Here is a 21,202-nt window from a genome sequence, read left to right on the forward strand (position 1 = left end):
GCATGACGACGTCTACTGTTTCCTACTATCGCTTCACGCCCTGGAATGTGGGCCGCGCCATCGTGTGGACGCTGTTCGCGCTCCTGTTGCTGCTGGCGCCGATCCTGTTTCGCAGCAGCCTTGCGCTGACCATGCTGTCGCAGATGGGGTATGTGGTCATCATCTGTCTGAGCTACAACATCCTGTTCGGACAGGGCGGAATGCTGAGCTTCGGACACGCCGTGTACACGGGCATGGGGGCTTTCATCGCCATTCATGCAATGAATCTGGCGACACAGGGCACCCTTCCCGTGCCGCTGGTGCTGATCCCGCTGGTCGGCGGACTGGGGGGCATGTTCTTCGCGGTCCTGCTGGGCTTCGTGACGACAAAGAAGTCCGGCACCACCTTCGCCATGATCACGCTGGGCATCGGTGAACTGGTGGCGTCGATGGCCCTCATGTTTCCGGGATTCTTCGGTGGCGAAGGCGGTGTGACGACCAACCGGGTCTACGGGACCGCGTTTCTGGGATTGACCTTCGGACCCCAGCTGCAGGTGTACTACCTGATCGCTGCCTACTGCTTCGTCTGCACGGCGCTGATGTTCGCCTTCACCGGCACGCCGCTGGGGCGGATCCTGAACGCGGTGCGTGACAACCCGGAGCGGGTCGAATTCATCGGCTACAACACCCAGCGCGTGCGCTACTTTGCCTTCATCATCGCCGGCTTCTTCGCGGGGATCGGCGGCGGCTTGTCGGCCATCAACTTCGAGATCGTGAATGCCAGCGACAGCCTCAGCGGCGCGCGTTCCGGAGGCTACCTGCTTTTCACCTTCCTCGGCGGGGCCGGCTTCTTCTTCGGCCCGATCATCGGCGCGGTGCTGCTCGTGTTCGCGTCGGTCATGCTGTCCGAGCTCACCAAGGCCTGGTTGCTGTATCTGGGCCTGGTCTTCCTCTTCATGGTCATGTTCGCGCCGGGGGGTGTCGCGAGCCTCGTCATGATGAACCTGCGGGTCGCGAAGTTCGGCCTGTTCAAGCCCTTCTGGGCGCTCTACGCCGGACTCATTGCAACCGGCGCACTGCTGGTGGTGGGCGCGGCAGCCCTGGTGGAGATGGTCTATCACATCCAGCTGAACTCGGCGCTGGGGCCGGAGGTTCCATTTGCCGGGCTCACGCTGGATACTTCGAGCACCGGCAGTTGGCTCGGCGCTGCGGCACTGGCCCTGGTGGGCCTGGGCCTGCTCGAATGGGTGCGCCGCCGCTTCGCCCGCGCCTGGGGCGCGGCGCAGGAGCAGATCGAAGTCGAGAACAAACGCCGGGCGGTCGCATGAGCGAAACGAATTCAGGAATGGGTTGTGCACTCGAACTCAAGGACCTGCGCAAGAGCTTCGGCAAGACGGACATCATCCGCGGCGTCGATCTGGCGGTGCAGGCCGGCGAGCGCATCGCGATCATCGGCCCCAATGGCGCCGGCAAGTCGACGCTGTTCAACCTGATCAGCGGACGGCTCGCGCCCAGCAGCGGCGAAGTGCTGCTCAACGGGCAGCGCATCGACGGCAAGAAGCCATTCGAGATCAACCGGCTGGGCCTGTCGCGCAGCTTCCAGATCACCAACATCTTCCCGAAACTCAGCGTCTTCGAGAACCTGCGCTGCGGGGTGTTGTGGAGCCTGGGCTACCGCTACAGCTTCCTGCGCTTTCTGTCGAAGCTCGACGACGCCAATGAGCGCACCGAAGAATTGGTTCATCAGGTCGGCCTCGACAAGAAGCGCGACGTGCTGGCGGTCAACCTCACTTACGCCGAGCAGCGGGCGCTGGAAATCGGCGTGACCATCGCCGGCGGTGCCGACGTGATTCTTCTCGACGAGCCCACGGCGGGCATGAGCAAGACCGAGACCGCACATTTCATCGCCTTGATCAAACAAGTCACCGTGGGCAAGACGCTGCTCACGGTCGAGCACGACATGGGCGTGGTGTTCGGCCTCGCGGACAAGATCGCGGTGGTGGTCTATGGCGAGGTCATTGCCTTCGACACGCCGGCCGCGGTGCGCGCCAATCCGCGCGTCCAGGAAGCCTACCTCGGCTCATCGGTCGCCGATGCCCAGGGTGCAGGACACTGACATGCTCAAGCTACAAGACATCCACGCCTATTACGGCAAGAGCCATGTGTTGCATGGTGTTTCGTTCGACGTCGGCCCCGGCGAGATCGTCGCGCTGCTGGGCCGCAACGGCTCGGGCCGCTCGACCACCGCCAAGGCCATCATGGGCCTGGTGCACGCCGAGGGCACGCTGCGCTGGAAGGAGCAGGACATCCTGCGCCGCAAGGCCTATGAAATCGCCCACCTGGGCATCGGCTACGTGCCCGAGAACCGGGACGTCTTCCCCAAGCTCACGGTGCACCAGAACCTGCTGCTGGGGCAGAAGGGCAAAGGAAAGGGTAGCCGCTGGTCCTTCGACGACATGTACGGCATGTTCCCGCGCCTCAAGGAGCGCCAGCACACCGAGGCCGGGGTGCTGTCGGGCGGCGAGCAGCAGATGCTGACGCTGTGCCGCACGCTGATGGGCGACCCCGACCTGATCATCATCGACGAGCCCACCGAGGGCCTGGCGCCGAAGATCGTCGAACTGGTCGGCCAGTACCTGCGCACCCTCAAGGACAAGGGCATCTCGGTGCTGCTGATCGAGCAGAAGCTGACCATCGCGATGCAGATCTCCGACCGCGCGCTGGTGATGGGGCACGGCAGCATCGTCTTCGACGGCACCCCCGACAGCCTGCGGGCCGATGCCACTACCCGCAAGGAATGGTTGGAGGTTTAATCACCTTCCCACTCTTGTCCCGGCAGCGACTTGGCCGGGTTGCCCGGTCATCCGAAACGCCTAGAATTCGGTAAAAAAGAACACTCGTGCTTTTTATATGCGAGGGCAGGGCGCCTGAGGGGCGCCATGCCCGCGAACCCGTTTTTTTCGATCCTCTCCCATCCCAAAGGAACGCAGCATGACGGCTGAATACAAAGTGCTCGGCGACGTCGCCGTGATCACCCTGAACAATCCCCCGGTCAATGGCCTCGGGTTCTCGACCCGCGTCGGCATCACCGACGGTCTCTCCAAGGCCATCGACGACCCGGCCGTCAAGTCGATCGTCATCACCGGCGAGGGCAAGGCCTTCTCGGGCGGCGCCGACATCAAGGAATTCGGCACGCCGAAGGCGCTGCAGGAGCCGAACCTGCTGAGCGTCATCCTGGCGCTGGAGGCTTCCACCAAGCCGATCGTCGCGGCGATCCATTCGGTCTGCATGGGCGGCGGCCTCGAACTGGCCCTGGGCTGCCACTACCGGGTGGCCGCACCGGGCACCAGCATCGCGCTGCCCGAAGTCAAGCTGGGCCTGCTGCCCGGCGCCGGCGGCACGCAGCGCCTGCCGCGCGTGCTGGGCGTGGAGACCGCGCTCAACATGATCGTCAGCGGCGAGGCCGTCAAGAGCGAACTGCTGGCATCGCTACCCGGCCAGAAGCTGTTCGACAAGCTCTCGGGATCGGCCGAATCGCTGTTCGACGAAGCGCTCGAATTCGCCAAGTCGGTGGCCGCCAAGACCGGCGATGCGCTGCCGCTGGTGCGCAACCTGCCGTGCAAGCATCCGCAGGGCGACGCCTACTTCCAGTTCGCCAGGAACATGGTGGGCGGCATGTCGAAGAACTACCCGGCGCCGCTCAAGTGCGTCGATGCGGTCCAGGCCGCCACCCAGATGAAGTTCGCCGACGGCATGGCCGAGGAGCGGCGTCTCTTCACCGCGCTGATGTTCACGCCCGAATCGGCGGCGCTGCGCCACCTGTTCATGGCCGAGCGCGCGGCTTCGCGCATTCCCGACGTCGCCGACGACACGCCCCAGCGCACGATCAAGGCGGTCGGCGTGATCGGTGCCGGCACGATGGGCGGCGGCATCTCGATGAATTTCCTGAACGCGGGCATCCCGGTCAAGATCCTCGAGATGAAGCAGGAGGCGCTCGACCGCGGCATCGCCACGATCAAGAAGAACTACGAGGCCCAGGTCAAGAAGGGCAAGCTCAAGCAGGACAAGTACGAGCAGCGCATGGCCTTGCTGAGCACCACGCTGAGCTACGACGACCTGAAGGACGTCGACCTGGTCATCGAGGCCGTGTTCGAGGAACTGGGCGTCAAGGAGAAGGTGTTCAAGGAACTCGACCGCGTGGCCAAGCCCGGCGCCATCCTGGCCTCCAACACCTCGACCCTGGACGTCGACAAGATCGCGGCCTTCACGAAGCGTCCGCAGGACGTGGTCGGCATGCACTTCTTCAGCCCGGCCAACGTGATGAAGCTGCTCGAAGTGGTGCGCGGCAAGCAGACCGCCAAGGACGTGCTGGCCACCGTGATGTCGACGGCCAAGAAGATCAAGAAGACCGCGGTGGTCTCGGGCGTTTGCGACGGCTTCATCGGCAACCGCATGATCGAGCAGTACTCGCGCCAGGCGGGCTTCCTGCTCGACGAAGGCGCGACGCCGCAGCAGGTCGACCGCGCGATCGAGAAGTTCGGCTTCGCGATGGGTCCGTTCCGCATGGGCGACCTGGCCGGCAACGACATCGGCTGGGCGATCCGCAAGCGTCGCGCGACCGAAGTCGCCGACATGAAGTACAGCCGTACCGCCGACAAGCTGTGCGAACTGGGCCGCTTCGGACAGAAGACCGGGGCCGGGTGGTACGACTACCAGGCCGGCAAGCGCGATGCGATCCCCTCGGAGCTGGTCAACAGGATGATCGAGGACCACCGCAAGGAACTCGGCATCACGCCGCGCAAGATCTCCGACGAGGAAATCGTGCAGCGCCTGGTCTACGCGCTGGTCAACGAAGGCGCGCACATCCTCGAGGACGGCATCGCCTCGAAGTCGGGCGACATCGACATGGTCTACCTCACGGGCTACGGCTTCCCGATCTGGCGCGGCGGCCCGATGCACTACGCATCGCAAGTCGGCCTCTTCAACGTGGCCGAGTCGATGAAGCGCTTCGCGAAGAACCCGCACGACGATGCCAAGTTCTGGCAGCCGGCCGAGCTGATCCGCAAGCTGGTGGCCGAAGGCAAGAGCTTCGGCTGAAGACGGAAGGCGACCGCTCATGGTGAAACGCGTCTTCCTGGCGTTGCTGCTGGTGCTGCTGGTGCTGGCGGCGGCCGTGGCGGTCAATACCTGGCGCACGCCGTCGCGGCAGCTCGCCGTGGCGCCGGCGCCCAAACTGGCGATCGATGTGCAGGCAGCGGCCAAGCGGCTGGCCGGCGCGATCCCGCTGCGCACGGTGTCCAGCCTCGACGATCCGGCCGGCAACGCAGCCGAGTTCGACAAGCTGCATGCCTACCTGGCCGAGCAGTTCCCCAAGGTCCACGCCACCCTCAGGAAAGAGGTGGTGGGCCAGAAGGCGCTGCTCTACACCTGGACCGGCAGCGACCCCGCCGCCAAGCCGATCGCGCTGATGGCGCACCAGGACATGGTGCCGATCGCGCCGGGCACCGAGAAAGCCTGGTCGGTCGACCCCTTCAGCGGTGCCATTCAAGATGGCTTCGTCTGGGGCCGCGGCACGCTCGACAACAAGGGCAACCTGTTCGCGCAGATGGAAGCCATCGAGCTGCTGATCGCGCAAGGATTCAAGCCGACGCAGACCGTCTATCTCGTGATGGGCGACGACGAGGAGGTCAGCGGCCTGCGCGGCGCGCTGCCGATCGCCGAGCTGCTCAAGTCGCGCGGCGTGCGCCTCGACTGGGTGCTCGACGAGGGCCTGCTGGTGCTGGACGGCGTGCTGCCGGGCCTGTCGAAGCCGGCGGCGCTGATCGGGCTGGCCGAGAAGGGCTACGGCACCTTCTTCCTCTCGCTCGACACGGCGCCCGGCCACTCGTCGATGCCGCCGCAGCACAGTGCGATCGGACGCATGAGCGCGGCGCTGGCACGGCTCGAGGCGACTCCGATGCCGGGTGGCATCCAGGGTGTGGCGGCGCAGATGTTCGGTACCCTGGCGCCCGAGATGAGCGGCCTCAACCGCGTGCTGCTGTCCAACCTGTGGCTCACCGGGCCACTGGTGCAGGGCCAGCTCGAGAAGAGCCCGAGCAGCAACGCGATGCTGCGCACCACCACCGCGCTGACCATCGTGCGCGCCGGCAACAAGGACAACGTGCTGCCGGGCCGCGCCGAGGCCGCGGTCAATTTCCGCATCCTGCCGGGCGACAGCATCGACAGCGTCGAGAAGCACCTGAAGAGCGCGCTCGGCGACGACGCGATCCAGGTCAAGCGCTACCCCGGCAATTCCGAACCGTCGCCGGTGTCGCCGACCGACAGCACGGGTTATCGCTCGATCGAACACGCGGTGCGCCAGAGCTTCCCGGATGCGGTCGTCGCGCCGGGCCTCATGACGGCCGCCACCGATTCGCGCCATTTCAGCCTGGTGAGCGATTCGGTGTATCGCTTCTCGCCGTTCCGCGCCAAGGCCGAAGACCTGCCGCGCTTCCACGGCACCAACGAGCGCCTGTCGATCTCGAACTACGGCGAGATGATCCAGTTCTATCAGCAGCTGCTGCGCAACACGCAACAGCCCCAGTAAGTCTCATTCCTCTTTCTCAAAGGACCCCACCATGACCCGCGCCGTCATCGTCTCCACCGCCCGCACGCCGCTCGCCAAGAGCTGGAAGGGTGCCTTCAACATGACGCACGGCGCCACGCTCGGCGGCCACGCGGTGCAGCATGCGGTGCAGCGCGCCGGCATCGATCCGGCCTCGGTCGACGACGTGATCATGGGCTGCGCGACACCCGAAGGCGCCACCGGCTCGAACATCGCGCGCCAGATCGCACTGCGCGCCGGCCTCCCGATCACGACCTCGGGCATGACCATCAACCGCTTCTGCTCGTCGGGCCTGCAGACCATTGCCACGGCCGCCCAGCGCATCATCGCGGGCGAGGGCGAGGTCTACGTGGCCGGCGGCGTCGAGAGCATCTCCTGCGTGCAGAACGAGGCCAACAAGCACATGCTGGCCGACCCCTGGCTGGTGAAGCACAAGCCCGAGATCTACTGGAACATGCTGCAGACCGCCGAGCAGGTCGCCAAGCGCTACAACATCGGCCGCGACGCGATGGACGAATACGGCGCCGCCAGCCAGCAGAAGGCCGCGGCCGCGCTCGAGGCCGGCCGCTTCAAGGACGAGATCGCCCCGATCACCGTGCTGGCCGGCGTGGCCGACCCCGTGATGGGCCTGCGCACCAAGGAGGTCACGATCGAGAACGACGAAGGCATCCGCGCCGGCACCACCAAGGAAGGCATCAGCGGCATCCGCCCGGCGATCCCCGGCGGCCTGATCTCGGCCGGCAATGCCAGCCAGTTCTCCGACGGCGGTGGCGCCTGCGTGCTGGTCGACGAGAAGTACGCCGAGCAGAAAGGCCTGAAGCCGCTGGGCCGCTTCCTCGGCTTCGCAGTCGCGGGCTGCGAGCCCGACGAAATGGGTATCGGCCCGGTGTTCGCGATCCCGAAGGTGCTGAACCGGCTCGGCCTGAAGGTCGGCGACATCGACCTGTGGGAACTCAACGAAGCCTTCGCGGTGCAGGTGATCTACTGCCGCGACAAGCTCGGCATCCCGGGCGACCGGCTGAACGTCGATGGTGGTGCGATCGCGGTCGGCCACCCCTACGGCGTCAGCGGCCAGCGCCTCACCGGCCATGCGCTGATCGAAGGCAAGCGCCGCGGCGCCAAGAAGGTGGTCGTCACGATGTGCATCGGCGGCGGCATGGGCGCGGCCGGCGTGTTCGAAGTCCTCTGACGCGGGAGCCCCGCATGCGCCGCCCGGCGGTCGGCGAGCATCTGATCGCTGGCGCCCGGGCGGTGCATGTCGGCCGCGCGCAGGCGGCCTGTACCAGCGAGGTCTTCACGGTCAAGGACGGCGAAGAGAAGCTCTGCCCGCTCGCCCAGGGCACCATTGCACATCTGCCATCGGCACCGGATGCTGCGGCAGAATCGAAATCCAAACCCCTAGCCCAGCGATCCTCTCCATGAGCCTTCGTCCCACCCTCGACTTTCTTCTCTACGACTGGCTCCACGCCGAGTCGCTCGCCGAGCGCGAGCGCTTCGCCGACCATTCGCGCGAGACCTTCGACGCCGTGCTCGACACCTGCGAGCGCATCGCACGCGAGAAGTACGCGCCGAACAACCGCATCGTCGACACCCAGGAGCCGCACTTCGACGGCGAAAAGGTGATCCTGCCGCAGGCCACGCACGACGCCCACAAGGCCTTCGTCGAATCGGGCATGCTGAGCGCGGCCCAGGACTACGACATCGGCGGCATGCAGCTGCCCTACACCTTGTCGGCGGCGGCCAACAGCTTCTTCGCGATGGCCTCGGTCAGCATCGGTGCGAACATGCTCACCAGCGGCAACGCCAACCTGCTGATGGTGCACGGCACCGAGATGCAGAAGGAGGTGTTCGCGAAGAACGAGTTCGCCGGCCGCTGGTCGGGCACCATGTGCCTGTCGGAGCCGCAGGCCGGCTCCAGCCTCAGCGACGTCGCCACGCGGGCCGTGCCCGACGGTGCCGACTTCCAGGGCGACCCGCTGGGCCAACGCTACCGGCTCACCGGCAACAAGATGTGGATCTCGGCCGGCGACCACGAGCTGACCGAGAACATCGTCCACATCGTACTGGCCAAGATCCCCGACGAGAACGGCAAACTGATTCCGGGCACGCGCGGCATCTCGCTGTTCATCGTGCCGAAGAAGATGGTCGGCACCGACGGGCAATTGACCGGCGAGCGAAACGACGTCGCGCTGGCCGGCCTGAACCACAAGCTGGGCTGGCGCGGCACCACCAACACGCTGCTCAATTTCGGCGAAGGCAAGTTCCCGGTCGGCGGCAAGGCCGGCGCCGTGGGCTACCTGGTCGGCCAGCCCGGGAAGGGCCTGTTCTGCATGTTCCACATGATGAACGAGGCCCGCATCGGCGTCGGCACGGCGGCCACGATGCTCGGCATGGCAGGCTACATCGCCTCGCTCGAGTATGCAAAGAACCGGCCCCAGGGCCGGCCCGCGGGCCCGGCCGGCAAGGATTCGGCCAAGCCGCAGGTGCGCATCATCGAGCACGCCGACGTGCGCCGCATGCTGCTGGCGCAGAAGGCGTATTGCGAAGGCGCGCTGGCGCTCGAGCTCTATTGCGCCCGGCTGGTCGACGAGCAGAAGACCGGCGACGCGCAGGCGGCCGACGACGCCCGGCTGCTGCTCGAAGTGCTGACGCCGATCGCCAAGAGCTGGCCCAGCGAGTGGTGCCTGGAAGCCAATTCGCTGGCGATCCAGATCCACGGCGGCTACGGCTACACGCGCGACTTCCCGGTCGAGCAGTACTGGCGCGACAACCGGCTCAACATGATCCACGAGGGCACGCACGGCATCCAGGCGGCCGACCTGCTCGGGCGCAAGGTGCTGATGGAGGACGGACGCGGCCTGCAACTGCTGGCCGGACGCATCGCCACGACGATGGCGCGTGCCGCCAAGGTACCGGCGCTGGCGGCGCATGCCGAGGCGCTCGGCGAGGCCCTGCAGCGCATCGGCACGGCGACCAAGAAGGCCTGGGCGACCGGCAATCCGCAGGAGGCGCTGGCCAATGCGGTGCCCTACATGCAGGCCTTCGGCCACGTGGTGCTGGCCTGGATCTGGCTCGATGTCGCACAGTGCGCGCTGGAGCGCGATCCGGCCAAGGCATCGCCCGCCACCGCCGGGCGTGTCGGCGCCACCGATTTCTTCTTTCACTACGAGCTGCCCAAGATCGGCGCCTGGCTCAACGTGGTCGAGCGCCGCGATCCGACCTGCGCCGCGCTGCCCGAGGAGGCCTTCTGATGCCCGGCACGCCACAGACGAAGCCGCATGCGACGCTGGAGAAATGGATCTGGATCCTGATCTACGGCGGCCTCTTCGCCATCATTCTCGGCATCGCGACGGGCCGCACCGAGGAAGCGCTCGGCTGGGCCATGGCAGTTCCCGGCGCGGTGCTGGTGGTGGTCGGCACCGTGCTCATTTACGTGCGCTCCCGACTCAAGGACAGCAAGGACTCGCCATGATCAAGCACATCGTGATGTGGAAGCTCAAGAACCCCAAGGACGCCGCTGCCTTCAAGGCCAGGCTCGACACCTGCCAGGGCCTGGTGCCAGGCATGCGCCAGTTCGAGGTGGCGGTGCGCACGCCGGGCCTCGAGGCGAATTGCGATGTCGTGCTGTGCTCGGCCTTCGACGACGAGGCGGCGCTCAAGGACTACCTCGAGCACCCGAAGCACGTCGAGGTCTCGGCTTACCTCGGCAGCCTGCGCGAGGCGCGCAGCGTGCTCGACTACCAAACACCCTGAAATCCCCGGAGACACCATGACTGCACGAAGCGTCCAGCAACTTTTCGACCTCGGCGGCAAGACCGCACTGATCACCGGCGGCTCCCGCGGCCTGGGCCTGCAGATGGCGCATGCGCTCGGCGAGGCCGGCGCGAGGATCATGCTGAGCTCGCGCAAGGCCGACGACCTCGAGGAGGCGACGGCCGAGCTGCAGGCGGCCGGCATCGACACCCGCTGGATCGCGGCCGACTGCTCGAAGGAGGAGGACACCCGCCGCCTCGCCACCCAGACGCTCGAGCGCATGGGCGCGATCGATATCCTGGTCAACAACGCCGGTGCCAGCTGGGGCGCCCCGGCCGAAGACCACCCGGTCGAGGCCTGGGACAAGATCATGAATCTCAATGTGCGCGGCTATTTCATCCTGGCGCAGCAGGTCGCACGCGCCTACATGATCCCGAAGAAGGCCGGCCGGATCATCAACATCGCCTCGATCGCAGGCCTCAACGGCAATCCGCCCGAGATGCAGACCCTGGCCTACAACACCTCCAAGAGCGCGGTGATCGGCTTCACCCACACGCTGGCGGCCGAATGGGGCAAGTACAACATCAACGTCAACGCGATCTGCCCGGGCTTCTTCATGACCAAGATGGCGGCGGGCCTGATCAAGTCGATCGGCGAGGAAAAGATGGCCTCGCACGCGCCGCTCGGCCGGCTCGGCGACGACGAGGACCTGAAGGGCATCACGCTGCTGTACGCGAGCGATGCCGGCAAGCACATCACGGGCCAATGGCTGGCCGTCGACGGTGGCGTCAGCGTGGTCCTTGGCGCCTGAAATGAAACACCCCCCGAAGCGCCTGCGGCGCCCCGAGTCGCTGCCAGAGGCAGCGGCTCTTCGGGTCCGTCCAAGCCTGCGCAGGCAGGCTTGGAGCCGCGGACCTCAGCCCCCTCAAGGGGGGCGATACCGGCGGCCCGGCAAAGCCGGTTCCGCGGTATCCCTGGTATCGGACTGCGCCGGTTTCATGCGTCGCGGGTTACGTGATCGCGTGGTGGAACACTGAAATGACCGATTCCGACGACAGCATCAACCTTCGCTCCTACACGGACCGCATCCCGTTCGCGCGCCATCTCGGCTTCGAGATCACGAAGTTCGAGGGCGGCGAGTCCGAGCTGCGCTACACCGCCAAGCCCGAGCACCTGAACACCTTCGACGTGACGCACGGCGGCGCCGTCATGACCATGCTCGACATCGCGATGGCCGCCGCCGCGCGCAGCGAGACGCCGGAGACCGGCGTCGTCACGATCGAGATGAAGACCACCTTCATGGCGCCTTCGGTCGGCCCGCTGATCGCGCGCGGCAGCCTGCTGCACCGCACCGCGACGATGGGCTTCACCGAGGCGAAGATCTACGACGCCCAGGAACGCGTCTGCGCCCACGCCACCGGGACCTTCAAGTACGTGAAGCGCCGCCTGCCCACGGGGCCGGCCAGCGCCAACGCGATGCGCCCGCCTTCGACCGACTGACCCCTTTTCCCCGGAGACCTCCATGCCCACCAACAGACAACAGATTCTCGACAACCGCCCCGAGGGCGAAGCCGTCGCCAGCAACTTCAAGCTCGTCAGCGCCGAGACGCCGGCGCTGCAGGACAACCAGGTGCTGGTGCGCCACCACTACATGAGCCTCGATCCCTACATGCGCGGCCGCATGAACGACGCCAAGAGCTACGCCCAGCCGCAACCGCTGGGCCAGGTGATGCAGGGCGGCACGGTCGGCGAGGTGGTCGAGAGCAAGCACCCCAAGTACGCCGTGGGCGACAAGGTGGTCGGCTTCGGCGGCTGGCAGGAATACAGCGTGGTCGATGCCTCGCAGCCCGGCGCGCTCAAGAAGGTCGACACCACGCAGGTGCCGCTGTCGCACTACCTGGGCGCGGTCGGCATGCCCGGCGTGACCGCCTGGTACGGGCTGGTGAAGATCATCGCGCCGAAGGCCGGCGAGACCGTGGTCATCACCGCCGCCAGCGGCGCGGTCGGCAGCGCCTTCGGTGCGCTGGCGAAGGCCCGCGGCTGCCGCGTGGTTGGCATTGCGGGCGGGCCCGACAAGTGCAAGTACGTCACCGACGAACTCGGCTTCGATGCCTGCATCGACTACCGCCAGCATCCCGACGTCAAGCGCATGAGCGCGGCACTCAAGGACGCCTGCCCGAAGGGCATCGACGGCTACTTCGAGAACGTCGGCGGCTACATCTTCGATGCGGTGCTGCTGCGCACCAACGCCTTTGCACGGATCGCGCTGTGCGGCATGATCGCCGGCTACGACGGCCAGCCGCTGCCGCTGGCCAATCCGGCGCTGTTCCTGGTCAACCGGCTCAAGCTCGAGGGCTTCATCGTCAGCGAGCACATGGAAGTCTGGCCCGAGGCGCTGGCCGAATTGGGCGCGTTGGTCGCCAGCGGCAGGCTCAGGCCGCGCGAGTCGATCGCCCTGGGCATCGAATCGGCGCCCGAAGCCTTCCTCGGCCTGCTCAAGGGCAAGAATTTCGGCAAGCAACTGGTCAAGCTCATCTGACGGCTGATACGCACAGGAGGCTGGCATGGACACCACGCACGAGGTCTTCAACCAGCCGGCGCCGCTCGCCGGCTACAACCTGTTCGAAACCAACCGCCCGCTGCGCGACGCGCTGAAGCACAACGCGCCGCAGCTGCAGCTGGCGCCGCTCCAGAGCCTCGGCGCCGAGATCGGCAGCGTGGAGATGCAGACCCATGCGCGGCTCGCCAACATCCACACGCCGGTGCTGCACACCCACGACCGCTTCGGCCGCCGGATCGACGAGGTCGAGTTTCATCCGAGCTACCACGCGCTGATGGCGGCCGCGGTCGGCGCCGGCCTGCACGGCACGCCCTGGGCCGGCGAGTCGCAGTCGCCCCATGTGCAGCGCGCGGCCGGCTTCATGCTGTTCACCGAGCTCGAGCCGTCGATGCTATGTCCGATCTCGATGAGCTACGCCGTCACGCCAGCGCTGCGCAGCAACGCCGGCGTGTACGCCGACTGGGGGCCGAAACTCGCGAGCCGCTGGTACGACCCGGCGCTCAAGCCCTGGCGCGACAAGCCCGGCGTGACGATGGGCATGGGCATGACCGAGAAGCAGGGCGGCTCCGACGTCCGCGCCAACACCACGCAGGCGGTGCGCGCCGGCAGCGACGGCTGGGGCGAGCGCTACGAGATCACGGGCCACAAGTGGTTCTTCTCGGCGCCGATGTGCGACGCCTTCCTGATCCTCGCGCAGGCGCCGGCCGGGCTGTCCTGCTTCTTCCTGCCGCGCGTGCTGCCCGACGGCAGCCGCAATGCGATCCGCATCCAGCGCCTGAAGGACAAGCTCGGCAACAAGGCCAACGCCAGCGCCGAGGTCGAGTTCCATGGCGCCAGCGCCTGGCGGGTCGGCGAGGAGGGCCGCGGCGTGCCGCAGATCCTCGAGATGGGCACCATGACCCGGCTCGATTGCGCGCTCGGCACCAGCGGGCTGATGCGGCAGGCCCTCAGCCTGGCGCTGAATCACACGGCGCAACGGCAGGCGTTCGGCCGGCCGCTGATCGCGCAGCCGCTGATGAAGAACGTGTTGGCCGACCTGGCGCTCGAAAGCGAAGCCGCGACCGCGCTGGCGATCCGCCTCGCGCGTGCCTTCGATCACCCCGCCGACGAACACGAGCGCGCGATGGCCCGGCTGCTGACGCCGGTGGCGAAGTTCTGGATCTGCAAGCGCGGCAGCCATTTCGCCCAGGAGGCGATGGAATGCCTCGGCGGCAACGGCTATGTCGAAGAGGGCGGCGAGGGCGTGATGGCCCGGGTCTACCGCGAGATGCCGCTCAACTCGATCTGGGAAGGCGCCGGCAACATCATGGCGATCGACCTGCTGCGGGGCCTGCGCAAGGGCGATGCGGTGGCTGCGCTGGCGAAGGAACTGGCACCGGCGCGCGGCAGCGACGCCGCGCTCGACCGCCTGGCCGCCGCACTGCCCGCGCGCATCGAGGCGATGGCGACCGAGATCGAGGCGCGCCGGCTGGCGCAGGACGTGGCGCTGGCGGTGCAGGCGGCGCTGCTGGTGCAGACCGCGCCGCCGGCGGTGGTCGGCGGCTTCTGCGCCTCGCGACTGGGCGGCGACTGGGGCCATGCCTTCGGTACGCTCGGCGCCGGCGTCGGCCTCGACACGATCATTTCCCGCGCGCAGCCGCAGTGACCCTCCACCTTCGAAAGATCCCATGGCAGACCTGATCCTTCACCACTACGCGACCTCGCCCTTCTCGGAAAAGCTGCGTCTGATCCTCGGCTACAAGAAGCTGGCCTGGAAGTCCGTGATCATTCCGCAGATCGCGCCGAAGCCCGATCTGGTCGCGCTCACGGGCGGCTACCGCCGCACGCCGGTGTTGCAGATCGGCGCCGACGTCTATTGCGACACGGCGCTGATCTGCGACGTGCTCGAGCACCTGGTGCCGCTGCCATCGATCTACCCCGAGCCCGGCAAGGGCCTGTCGCGCCTGGTCGCGCAGTGGGCCGACAGCACGCTCTTCGGGGCCGCGATGGCCTACAGCTTCAGCGCGAAGGGCGCGGCCGACCTCTTCGGCAAGGCGCCGCCCGAGCTGGCCAAGGCCTTTGCCGACGATCGCCGCGCCATGAGCGCCAACATGGTGCGGCTGCGACCGCCCGATGCCGCCGCGGCTTACAAGTCGTACCTGCGCCGGCTGTCCGACATGCTCGACGACACCGACTACCTGCTCGGCGCATTTCCGACGGTGGCCGACTTCGCCTGCTACCACCCGCTGTGGTTCACCCGCAAGCGCACACCCTCGATGGCCGGCATCCTGCAGCTGACGCCGGCGGTGGGTGACTGGATGGACCGCATGGCGGCCATCGGCCACGGCACGACCGAGGTCTTCGATGCCGCCCGCGCCATCGAGGTGGCGGCCGCGTCGACGCCGCACACGCTGCTGGCCGACAGCACCTTCCAGGACGAGCACGGCATCGCGCTCGGTGCGCGGGTCACGGTCACGCCCGAGGCCTTCGGCCCCGAGCCGACCGAAGGCGAACTGGTCGCGGCCACGCGCACCCACTACACGCTGCGCCGCAGCGACCCGCGGGCCGGCACGGTGCATGTGCATTTCCCGCGCATCGGGTATGTGTTGAGGGCCTCCTGAGACCTTGCGGGACAGACCAAGAAACTGCAAAGCAGTTTTTGCTCTGTCCCCAACTGATCAAGAAGCACCTTCGCGACTGTGATCTCGCAGGTTTCGTATTTCAATAGGGCCTCACGCCAAACACAAGAGACGAAAGGACACGCGCAAATGATTCAGGACTTCAAGGGCAGGACGGCCGTTCTCACCGGTGCCGGTTCCGGCTTCGGCCTCGAATGCGCGCGCATCGGCGCGGCGCGCGGCATGAACCTCGTGCTGGTCGACGTGCAACAGGATGCGCTCGACAAGGCACAGGCCGAGATGGAGGCCGCCGGTGCCCAGGTTCTGGCCCGCAAGGTCGACGTCGCCAACGCGGCGCAGATGGACGAGCTCGCCCGCGCGGTGCAGCAGCGCTTCGGCGCGCCGCACTTCGTCTTCAACAACGCCGGCGTCGGCGCCGGCGGCCTGGTGTGGGAGAACAGCGTTGCCGACTGGGAGTGGGTGCTGGGCGTCGACCTGATGGGCGTGGTGCACGGGGTGCGCCTGTTCACGCCGATGATGCTCGAAGCCGCCGCAAAAGACCCGGCGTACCGGGGCCACATCGTCAACACCGCCAGCATGGCGGGCCTGCTGACGCCGCCCAACATGGGCATCTACAACGCCGCCAAGGCGGCCGTCGTGAGCCTCACCGAGACGCTCTACCAGGACCTGAGGCTGGTCACCGACCAGATCGGCGCCAGCCTGCTGTGCCCGTACTTCGTGCCCACCGGCATCACGCAGAGCGAACGCAATCGCCCTGGCGCGCTGGCCGGCGGCGAGCTCACCAAGAGCCAGCTGATCGGCCAGGCGATGAGCAACAAGGCGGTCAGCAGCGGCAAGGTGAGCGCCGCCGAAGTCGCGCAGATGGTGTTCGATGCGATCAGCGCCAACCAGTTCTATGTCTTCAGCCATCCCAAGGCCCTCGGCAACGTGAAGAGCCGGATGGAGAACATCGTGTCGATCACGAACCCCGCCGATCCATTCCTGGAACGGCCCGAGATCGGTGCCAAGCTGCGCGCCCAGTTGCGCGCGAACTGACGCCGGCCGGCGCAGCGAGGCCTGTTCGGGGAACCCCGCAGAACCGTGGTTCTTCCGCATCCAATGCCTGCGTGCGCTGTCGGGACTTGGGGCCGGCGATGCGACTGCATATACTGAACCGCTCAGTTCGGTGTGCTCGATTCGCATCTAGGAGACCTGCATGGCCTATGTCGATGGATACGTGCTGCCCCTCAAGAAAGACAAGATCGAGGCGTACCGCCAGATGGCGGCCCGCGCCGGCGCCGTCTGGCGCGAGCATGGCGCGCTCGAGTACCGCGAGTGGATCGCCGAGGACGTCAAGCCCGGCGTGCATACGTCGTTTCCGCAGGCCGTACAGCTCAAGGACGACGAAATCGTGGTGTTCTCCTGGATCGTGTTCGAATCGCGCGGCCAGCGCGACGAGGTCAACGCCAAGGCGATGAGCGACCCGCGCCTGGCCGACATGATGGACCCGGCCCAGATGCCGTTCGACGGCAAGCGGATGTTCTGGGGCGGCTTCGAGCCCTTGGTCGCGTTCTGAGTCCTCGACGCCCGGAGGGCGGCTCAGCGCAGCGAAACGGCGACCGGACTGCGCTCCGCGAACTGTCCGTTCCAGTAAGGGTAGTAGGGGTACGGCGGCGTCACCGCGCTCGCTGCGTCGAGGCGCGCGATCTGCTCGGCCGTCAGCTCCCAGCCCAGCGCACCGAGGTTCTGCACGAGTTGCGCTTCGTCGCGGGCGCCGATCAGCACACTGGCCACGGTCGGGCGCCGAAGCAGCCAGTTGAGCGCGATCTGCGGCAGCGTCCTGCCGGTCTCCTCGGCCACCTGGTCCATCGCGTCGACCACGCGGTAGAGCCGCTCGTCGTCCACCGGCGGCGCGAAACCGGCGGTGTCGTGCAGCCGGCTGCCGGCCGGCAGCGGCTGGCCGCGCCGTATCTTGCCGGTCAGGCGGCCCCAGCCGAGCGGGCTCCAGACGATCGCGCCGATGCCCTGGTCGAGTCCGAGCGGCATCAGCTCCCATTCGTAGTCGCGGCCGACCAGCGAGTAGTAGGCCTGGTTGGCGACATAGCGCGAGAGCCCGAGCCGATCGGACGCCGCCAGCGATTTCATCAATTGCCAGCCGGAGAAATTCGACGCGCCGATGTAGCGCACCTTGCCGGCGCGGACCAGGTCGTCGAGGGTGCGCAGCACCTGCTCGACCGGCGTCATGGCATCGAAGGCATGCAACTGCAGCAGGTCGATGGTGTCGGTGCCCAGGCGCCGGAGCGCGGCATCGACGCCCTGGACCAGATGATGGCGCGAGGCGCCGACATCGTTCGGTCCATTGCCCGCGCGCAGCGCGAGCTTGGTCGACAGGATGACCTTGTCGCGCCGGCCCTGGATGGCCGCGCCCAGGATCGATTCGGAAGCGCCGCTCGAGTACACATCGGCGCTGTCGAACAGGTTGACGCCGGCGTCGAGGCAGATGTCGACGATGCGGCGCGCCCCGGCGACATCGGTGTTGCCCCAGGCGCTGAACAGCGGGCCTTCGCCGCCGAAGGTGCCGGCGCCGAAGCCGAGGGCCGGGACCTTGAAGCCCGAGTGGCCGAGATAGCGGTATTCCATGGTGGGTCCTTGTTTGCGTGTGTGAACGGGTGGGGCGCTTCAGGCGCAGGCGGTGGCCACGGCCGCCGGAAGCCGTCGATCGAGTGCCCGGCTCCAGAGAGCGATCGCGAGCCCGGCCAGCGTCAGCAGCGCCGCCACCCAGCCCAGCGCCTGCAGGCCGGGCCCGCGCTCGATGACGACGCCGCCGACCCAGGCCCCCAGCGCGTTGCCGAGATTGAAGGCCGCGATGTTGAGGCTGGCGGCCAGGTTCTGTCCCGCGCCCGCCGCCTTGTCGAGCACCCGCAGCTGCAGCGGGGCGACGGTGGCGAAGGCGGCGATGCCCAGCAGCAGCACGAACACCACCGCGGTCCAGGGCGTGCGGACCAGCCACTGCATCGCGCCGAGCACCGCGGCCAGCGCCACCAGCGAGCCCAGCAGGGACGGCATCAGCGCGCGGTCGGCCAGCCGGCCGCCCAGCAGGTTGCCGACGGCCAGTCCGCCGCCGAACAGCAGCAGGATCGGCGACACCGCGGCCTCCGTGACACCGGTGACGCGGGTCAGCAGCGGCTGGATGTAGGTGAAGACGGCGAACACGCCGGCGAAGCCCAGCACCGTCATCGCGAGCCCGAGCAGCACCTGCGGGCGGGCCAGCACGGCGAGTTCGTCGCGCAGCGGGGACGGTGCGGCATCGACCCGGCCGCGCGGCACGAACAGCGCCAGCACGGTGAAGGCGGCGACCCCGATCAGCGCCACCGCCCAGAAGGTCGAGCGCCAGCCGAAGTGCAGGCCGAGCCAGGCGCCGGCCGGCACGCCGAGCAGCGTCGCCGCGGTGAGCCCGGTGAACATGATGGCGATCGCCGAGGCGCGGCGCTCCGGCGGCACCAGGCCGGTGGCGACCACCGCGCCGACGCCGAAGAAGGTGCCGTGCGCCAGCGAGGTGACGACCCGCGCGGCCATCAGCAGCTCGTAGCTGCCGGCCATGGCGCAGGCGATGTTGCCGAGCGTGAAGATGGCCATCAGCCCGAGCAGCACGGTCTTGCGCGGCAGGCGGCGGGTGGCGATGGTCAGCAGGGGCGCGCCGACCGCGACGCCGAGCGCGTAGCCCGAGATCAGCAGGCCGGCGGTCGCGATCGAGACCTGGAGATCGGCGGACACCTGCAGCAGCAGGCCCATGATGACGAATTCGGTGGTCCCTATTCCGAAGGCACCGGCGGTGAGGGCGAGGAGGGCGATGGGCATGATGGCCATGACTGTGCCGGCTTCGCGGGAGCATGAATAGAATGCCGGACCGACATAATCTTGTGAATTGAAGTCACAAATGCCCCGCTCCGAGATCAACCGTTCCGGCGAGATGGAAGCCTTCGTGCAAGTGGTCGAGCGCGGCAGCTTCTCGGCCGGTGCCCGCGCCCAGGGAATGACGCCCTCGGCGGTCAGCAAGCTGATCGGCCGCCTCGAGGCGCGGCTCGGCGCCCAACTCGTGCACCGCTCCACGCGCAAGCTGCAGCTCACGGCCGAAGGCCAGCTCTTCTACGAGCGCAGCGTGCGCGTTCTGGCCGACATGGACGAGGCCGAGCGCTGTGCGGCAGCGGGCGCGGCGCCGAGCGGTCAGGTCAGCATCAACGCGAGCGTTCCCTTCGGGCAGCAGGTGCTGATCCCGTTGGTGCCGCGCTTTCTCGAACTGCACCCACAGATCACGCTCAACATCGTGCTGACCGACCGCGTTGTCGATCTGATGGAGGAGCGTGCCGACGTCGCGATTCGCTGGGGCACATTGCCGCCGTCCGATCTGGTGGCCCGGCGGCTCGGCGCCACCGGACAGGCGATCGTCGGCGCACCCGCCTATCTCGCCCGATATGGCACGCCCTACACGCCGGAGGAGCTCGAAGCGCACAACCGGCTCGGCTTCACCTACCGGCGCAGCGTCCCCGATTGGCCGCTCTCGGTCGACGGCCGGGTGATCGACATGCCAGTCAACGGCAACGTTCGAGCCGGCGATGGCGAGGCCCTGCGCGCGCTGCTGCTGGCGGGCGTCGGCCTGGGGCGGTTGTCGTTGTACCAGGTGCAGGCCGACATCGATGCCGGCCGGCTGGTGCCGGTGCTGGAGGCTTTCAACCCCGGCGACTTCGCGCCGATCCATGCGGTCTACCTCGGCAAGCCCGGGCGCTTGCCGGCGCGCGTGCGGGCGCTTCTGGACTTCCTGGCGGCGCACGTGGGGGAGGATGGGCGTCCGCGCCTCTAGCACCCAGCGGTGGCCCACGCTCGCGCCGCGATCGCGAGCCGGATCTGCTTGCACGAGATCGTGCGCGTCAGGAACGTCAAGTCCAACGCCCAGGTGTACCCGACCGCAAATGCACGAGGAGGACGACGCCGCACCTGAGTGTCGTGAGGGCGGAAGTTTCCCTCGAAACGAAAGGAGGGGTCGCTAGCCGCTCTTCCCGGAGCGGGATTGCGCCGGTTCGAAAATCTCGCGGCGCTACGGCGCCTGCGCTCCACTTCCGGAGGTCGCAGTCATTCACGACAGTTGCAAACTCCCATGCCCAGCCTCTCTCGCCCCGCACTCGCGGGGCCTTTCGCTTTCAGTCTCTGCGCCGCTGCCTCGGCGCTCGAACACGCGCACGGGTCCTATGGCGGCAAGACCGGTCCCGCCGAGTGGGCTGCGCTGGCACCCGACAACGTGATCTGCAAGACCGGACAGCAGCAGTCGCCGGTCGACCTGCCTGCGGCCAAGGCCAAGGCGCTGGCACAGCACGATGCCGATATCCGCTACGGCAAGGCCGCGGGTCGGCTCGTCAACAACGGCCACACCCTCGAACTGGATCTGGAAGGCGCAGCGGGCAACAAGGTCGTCCATCAAGGCGTCGAGCATCGCCTGGCGCGGTTCCATTTCCACGCGCCCATGCTGTACGCCGGCTCGCTGACCACCCCGCCGTGCACCGAGCGGGTGCATTGGGTGGTGCTGGAGCGCCCGATCGAGATGTCGCGGGCGCAGATCGATGGCTTCCGCCGCTTGTTTCGGGACAATCATCGCCCGATCCAGCCGCTGAACGGCCGCGAGCCGGTGGAAGAAACCGCCGGCGAATAGGTCGCAGC

Annotated in this window: 21 protein-coding genes; 19 read left to right on the forward strand and 2 right to left on the reverse strand. The window is 67.6% G+C overall.

The window, feature by feature from the left end; genetic code table 11:
• The first annotated feature begins 2 nt into the window (after positions 1-2).
• The 17 genes from AC1DYD_RS04940 (at position 3) to AC1DYD_RS05020 (ending at position 17,069) form a co-directional block, all read left to right on the forward strand.
• Positions 3-1,307 (forward strand): branched-chain amino acid ABC transporter permease, encoded by a 1,305-nt coding sequence (locus AC1DYD_RS04940; protein ID WP_478171621.1) that lies wholly within the window; start codon positions 3-5, stop codon positions 1,305-1,307.
• A gap of 17 nt (positions 1,308-1,324) precedes the next feature.
• Positions 1,325-2,095, forward strand: coding sequence for an ABC transporter ATP-binding protein (locus AC1DYD_RS04945; protein WP_478171622.1), 771 nt, complete (start codon positions 1,325-1,327; stop codon positions 2,093-2,095).
• 1 nt (position 2,096) lies between these two features.
• Positions 2,097-2,792, forward strand: a complete 696-nt coding sequence (locus AC1DYD_RS04950) for an ABC transporter ATP-binding protein (protein WP_478171623.1) — start codon at positions 2,097-2,099, stop codon at positions 2,790-2,792.
• A gap of 178 nt (positions 2,793-2,970) precedes the next feature.
• On the forward strand, positions 2,971-5,076 hold the full coding sequence (locus AC1DYD_RS04955; RefSeq protein ID WP_478171624.1) for a 3-hydroxyacyl-CoA dehydrogenase NAD-binding domain-containing protein: 2,106 nt from the start codon (positions 2,971-2,973) through the stop codon (positions 5,074-5,076).
• 19 nt (positions 5,077-5,095) lie between these two features.
• The gene (locus tag AC1DYD_RS04960) at positions 5,096-6,565 is read left to right on the forward strand and encodes a M20 family peptidase (protein ID WP_478171625.1); all 1,470 of its coding nucleotides are present in this window, start codon (positions 5,096-5,098) and stop codon (positions 6,563-6,565) included.
• A gap of 31 nt (positions 6,566-6,596) precedes the next feature.
• The gene (locus tag AC1DYD_RS04965) at positions 6,597-7,772 is read left to right on the forward strand and encodes an acetyl-CoA C-acyltransferase (RefSeq protein WP_478171626.1); all 1,176 of its coding nucleotides are present in this window, start codon (positions 6,597-6,599) and stop codon (positions 7,770-7,772) included.
• Positions 7,773-7,786: 14 nt separating this feature from the next.
• Positions 7,787-8,005 carry a hotdog family protein gene (locus AC1DYD_RS04970; protein ID WP_478171627.1) on the forward strand — a complete coding sequence of 73 codons (219 nt, stop codon included), beginning with the start codon at positions 7,787-7,789 and terminating at the stop codon, positions 8,003-8,005.
• Positions 8,002-9,834 carry an acyl-CoA dehydrogenase gene (locus AC1DYD_RS04975; protein ID WP_478171628.1) on the forward strand — a complete coding sequence of 611 codons (1,833 nt, stop codon included), beginning with the start codon at positions 8,002-8,004 and terminating at the stop codon, positions 9,832-9,834. Before AC1DYD_RS04970 ends, AC1DYD_RS04975 begins: the two co-directional genes overlap by 4 nt.
• Positions 9,834-10,055: a hypothetical protein gene (locus AC1DYD_RS04980; protein ID WP_478171629.1), complete on the forward strand. Its 222-nt coding sequence runs from the start codon at positions 9,834-9,836 to the stop codon at positions 10,053-10,055. Before AC1DYD_RS04975 ends, AC1DYD_RS04980 begins: the two co-directional genes overlap by 1 nt.
• The gene (locus tag AC1DYD_RS04985; RefSeq protein WP_478171630.1) at positions 10,052-10,336 is read left to right on the forward strand and encodes a Dabb family protein; all 285 of its coding nucleotides are present in this window, start codon (positions 10,052-10,054) and stop codon (positions 10,334-10,336) included. The genes AC1DYD_RS04980 and AC1DYD_RS04985 overlap by 4 nt, the downstream gene beginning before the upstream one ends.
• A 16-nt stretch (positions 10,337-10,352) precedes the next feature.
• Positions 10,353-11,147 (forward strand): SDR family oxidoreductase, encoded by a 795-nt coding sequence (locus tag AC1DYD_RS04990; RefSeq protein ID WP_478171631.1) that lies wholly within the window; start codon positions 10,353-10,355, stop codon positions 11,145-11,147.
• 227 nt (positions 11,148-11,374) lie between these two features.
• Positions 11,375-11,836, forward strand: coding sequence for a PaaI family thioesterase (locus AC1DYD_RS04995; protein ID WP_478171632.1), 462 nt, complete (start codon positions 11,375-11,377; stop codon positions 11,834-11,836).
• Between the two features lie 22 nt (positions 11,837-11,858).
• Complete coding sequence (locus AC1DYD_RS05000; protein ID WP_478171633.1) at positions 11,859-12,875, forward strand: NADP-dependent oxidoreductase; 1,017 nt, start codon at positions 11,859-11,861, stop codon at positions 12,873-12,875.
• A 25-nt stretch (positions 12,876-12,900) separates the two neighbouring features.
• Positions 12,901-14,541: an isovaleryl-CoA dehydrogenase gene (locus tag AC1DYD_RS05005; protein ID WP_478171634.1), complete on the forward strand. Its 1,641-nt coding sequence runs from the start codon at positions 12,901-12,903 to the stop codon at positions 14,539-14,541.
• 22 nt (positions 14,542-14,563) lie between these two features.
• Positions 14,564-15,496 (forward strand): glutathione S-transferase family protein, encoded by a 933-nt coding sequence (locus AC1DYD_RS05010; RefSeq protein WP_478171635.1) that lies wholly within the window; start codon positions 14,564-14,566, stop codon positions 15,494-15,496.
• Positions 15,497-15,643: 147 nt separating this feature from the next.
• Positions 15,644-16,549, forward strand: a complete 906-nt coding sequence (locus AC1DYD_RS05015) for an SDR family oxidoreductase (protein ID WP_478171636.1) — start codon at positions 15,644-15,646, stop codon at positions 16,547-16,549.
• Positions 16,550-16,709: 160 nt separating this feature from the next.
• Complete coding sequence (locus tag AC1DYD_RS05020; protein ID WP_478171637.1) at positions 16,710-17,069, forward strand: DUF1428 domain-containing protein; 360 nt, start codon at positions 16,710-16,712, stop codon at positions 17,067-17,069.
• A gap of 23 nt (positions 17,070-17,092) precedes the next feature.
• Here the strand turns inward: AC1DYD_RS05020 and AC1DYD_RS05025 are convergent, their stop codons facing one another.
• On the reverse strand, positions 17,093-18,133 hold the full coding sequence (locus AC1DYD_RS05025; protein ID WP_478171638.1) for an aldo/keto reductase: 1,041 nt from the start codon (positions 18,131-18,133) through the stop codon (positions 17,093-17,095).
• Between the two features lie 39 nt (positions 18,134-18,172).
• Entirely contained in the window at positions 18,173-19,351 is a 1,179-nt protein-coding gene (locus AC1DYD_RS05030) for an MFS transporter (protein WP_478171744.1), read from the reverse strand.
• Positions 19,352-19,430: 79 nt separating this feature from the next.
• On the opposite strand from AC1DYD_RS05030, the gene AC1DYD_RS05035 reads away from it, so the two are divergent.
• Positions 19,431-20,351: a LysR family transcriptional regulator gene (locus AC1DYD_RS05035; RefSeq protein ID WP_478171639.1), complete on the forward strand. Its 921-nt coding sequence runs from the start codon at positions 19,431-19,433 to the stop codon at positions 20,349-20,351.
• Between the two features lie 294 nt (positions 20,352-20,645).
• Complete coding sequence (locus tag AC1DYD_RS05040) at positions 20,646-21,194, forward strand: carbonic anhydrase family protein (RefSeq protein WP_478171640.1); 549 nt, start codon at positions 20,646-20,648, stop codon at positions 21,192-21,194.
• The last annotated feature ends 8 nt before the right edge of the window (positions 21,195-21,202 follow it).

Source organism: Variovorax sp. P4_B11, assembly GCF_056402355.1.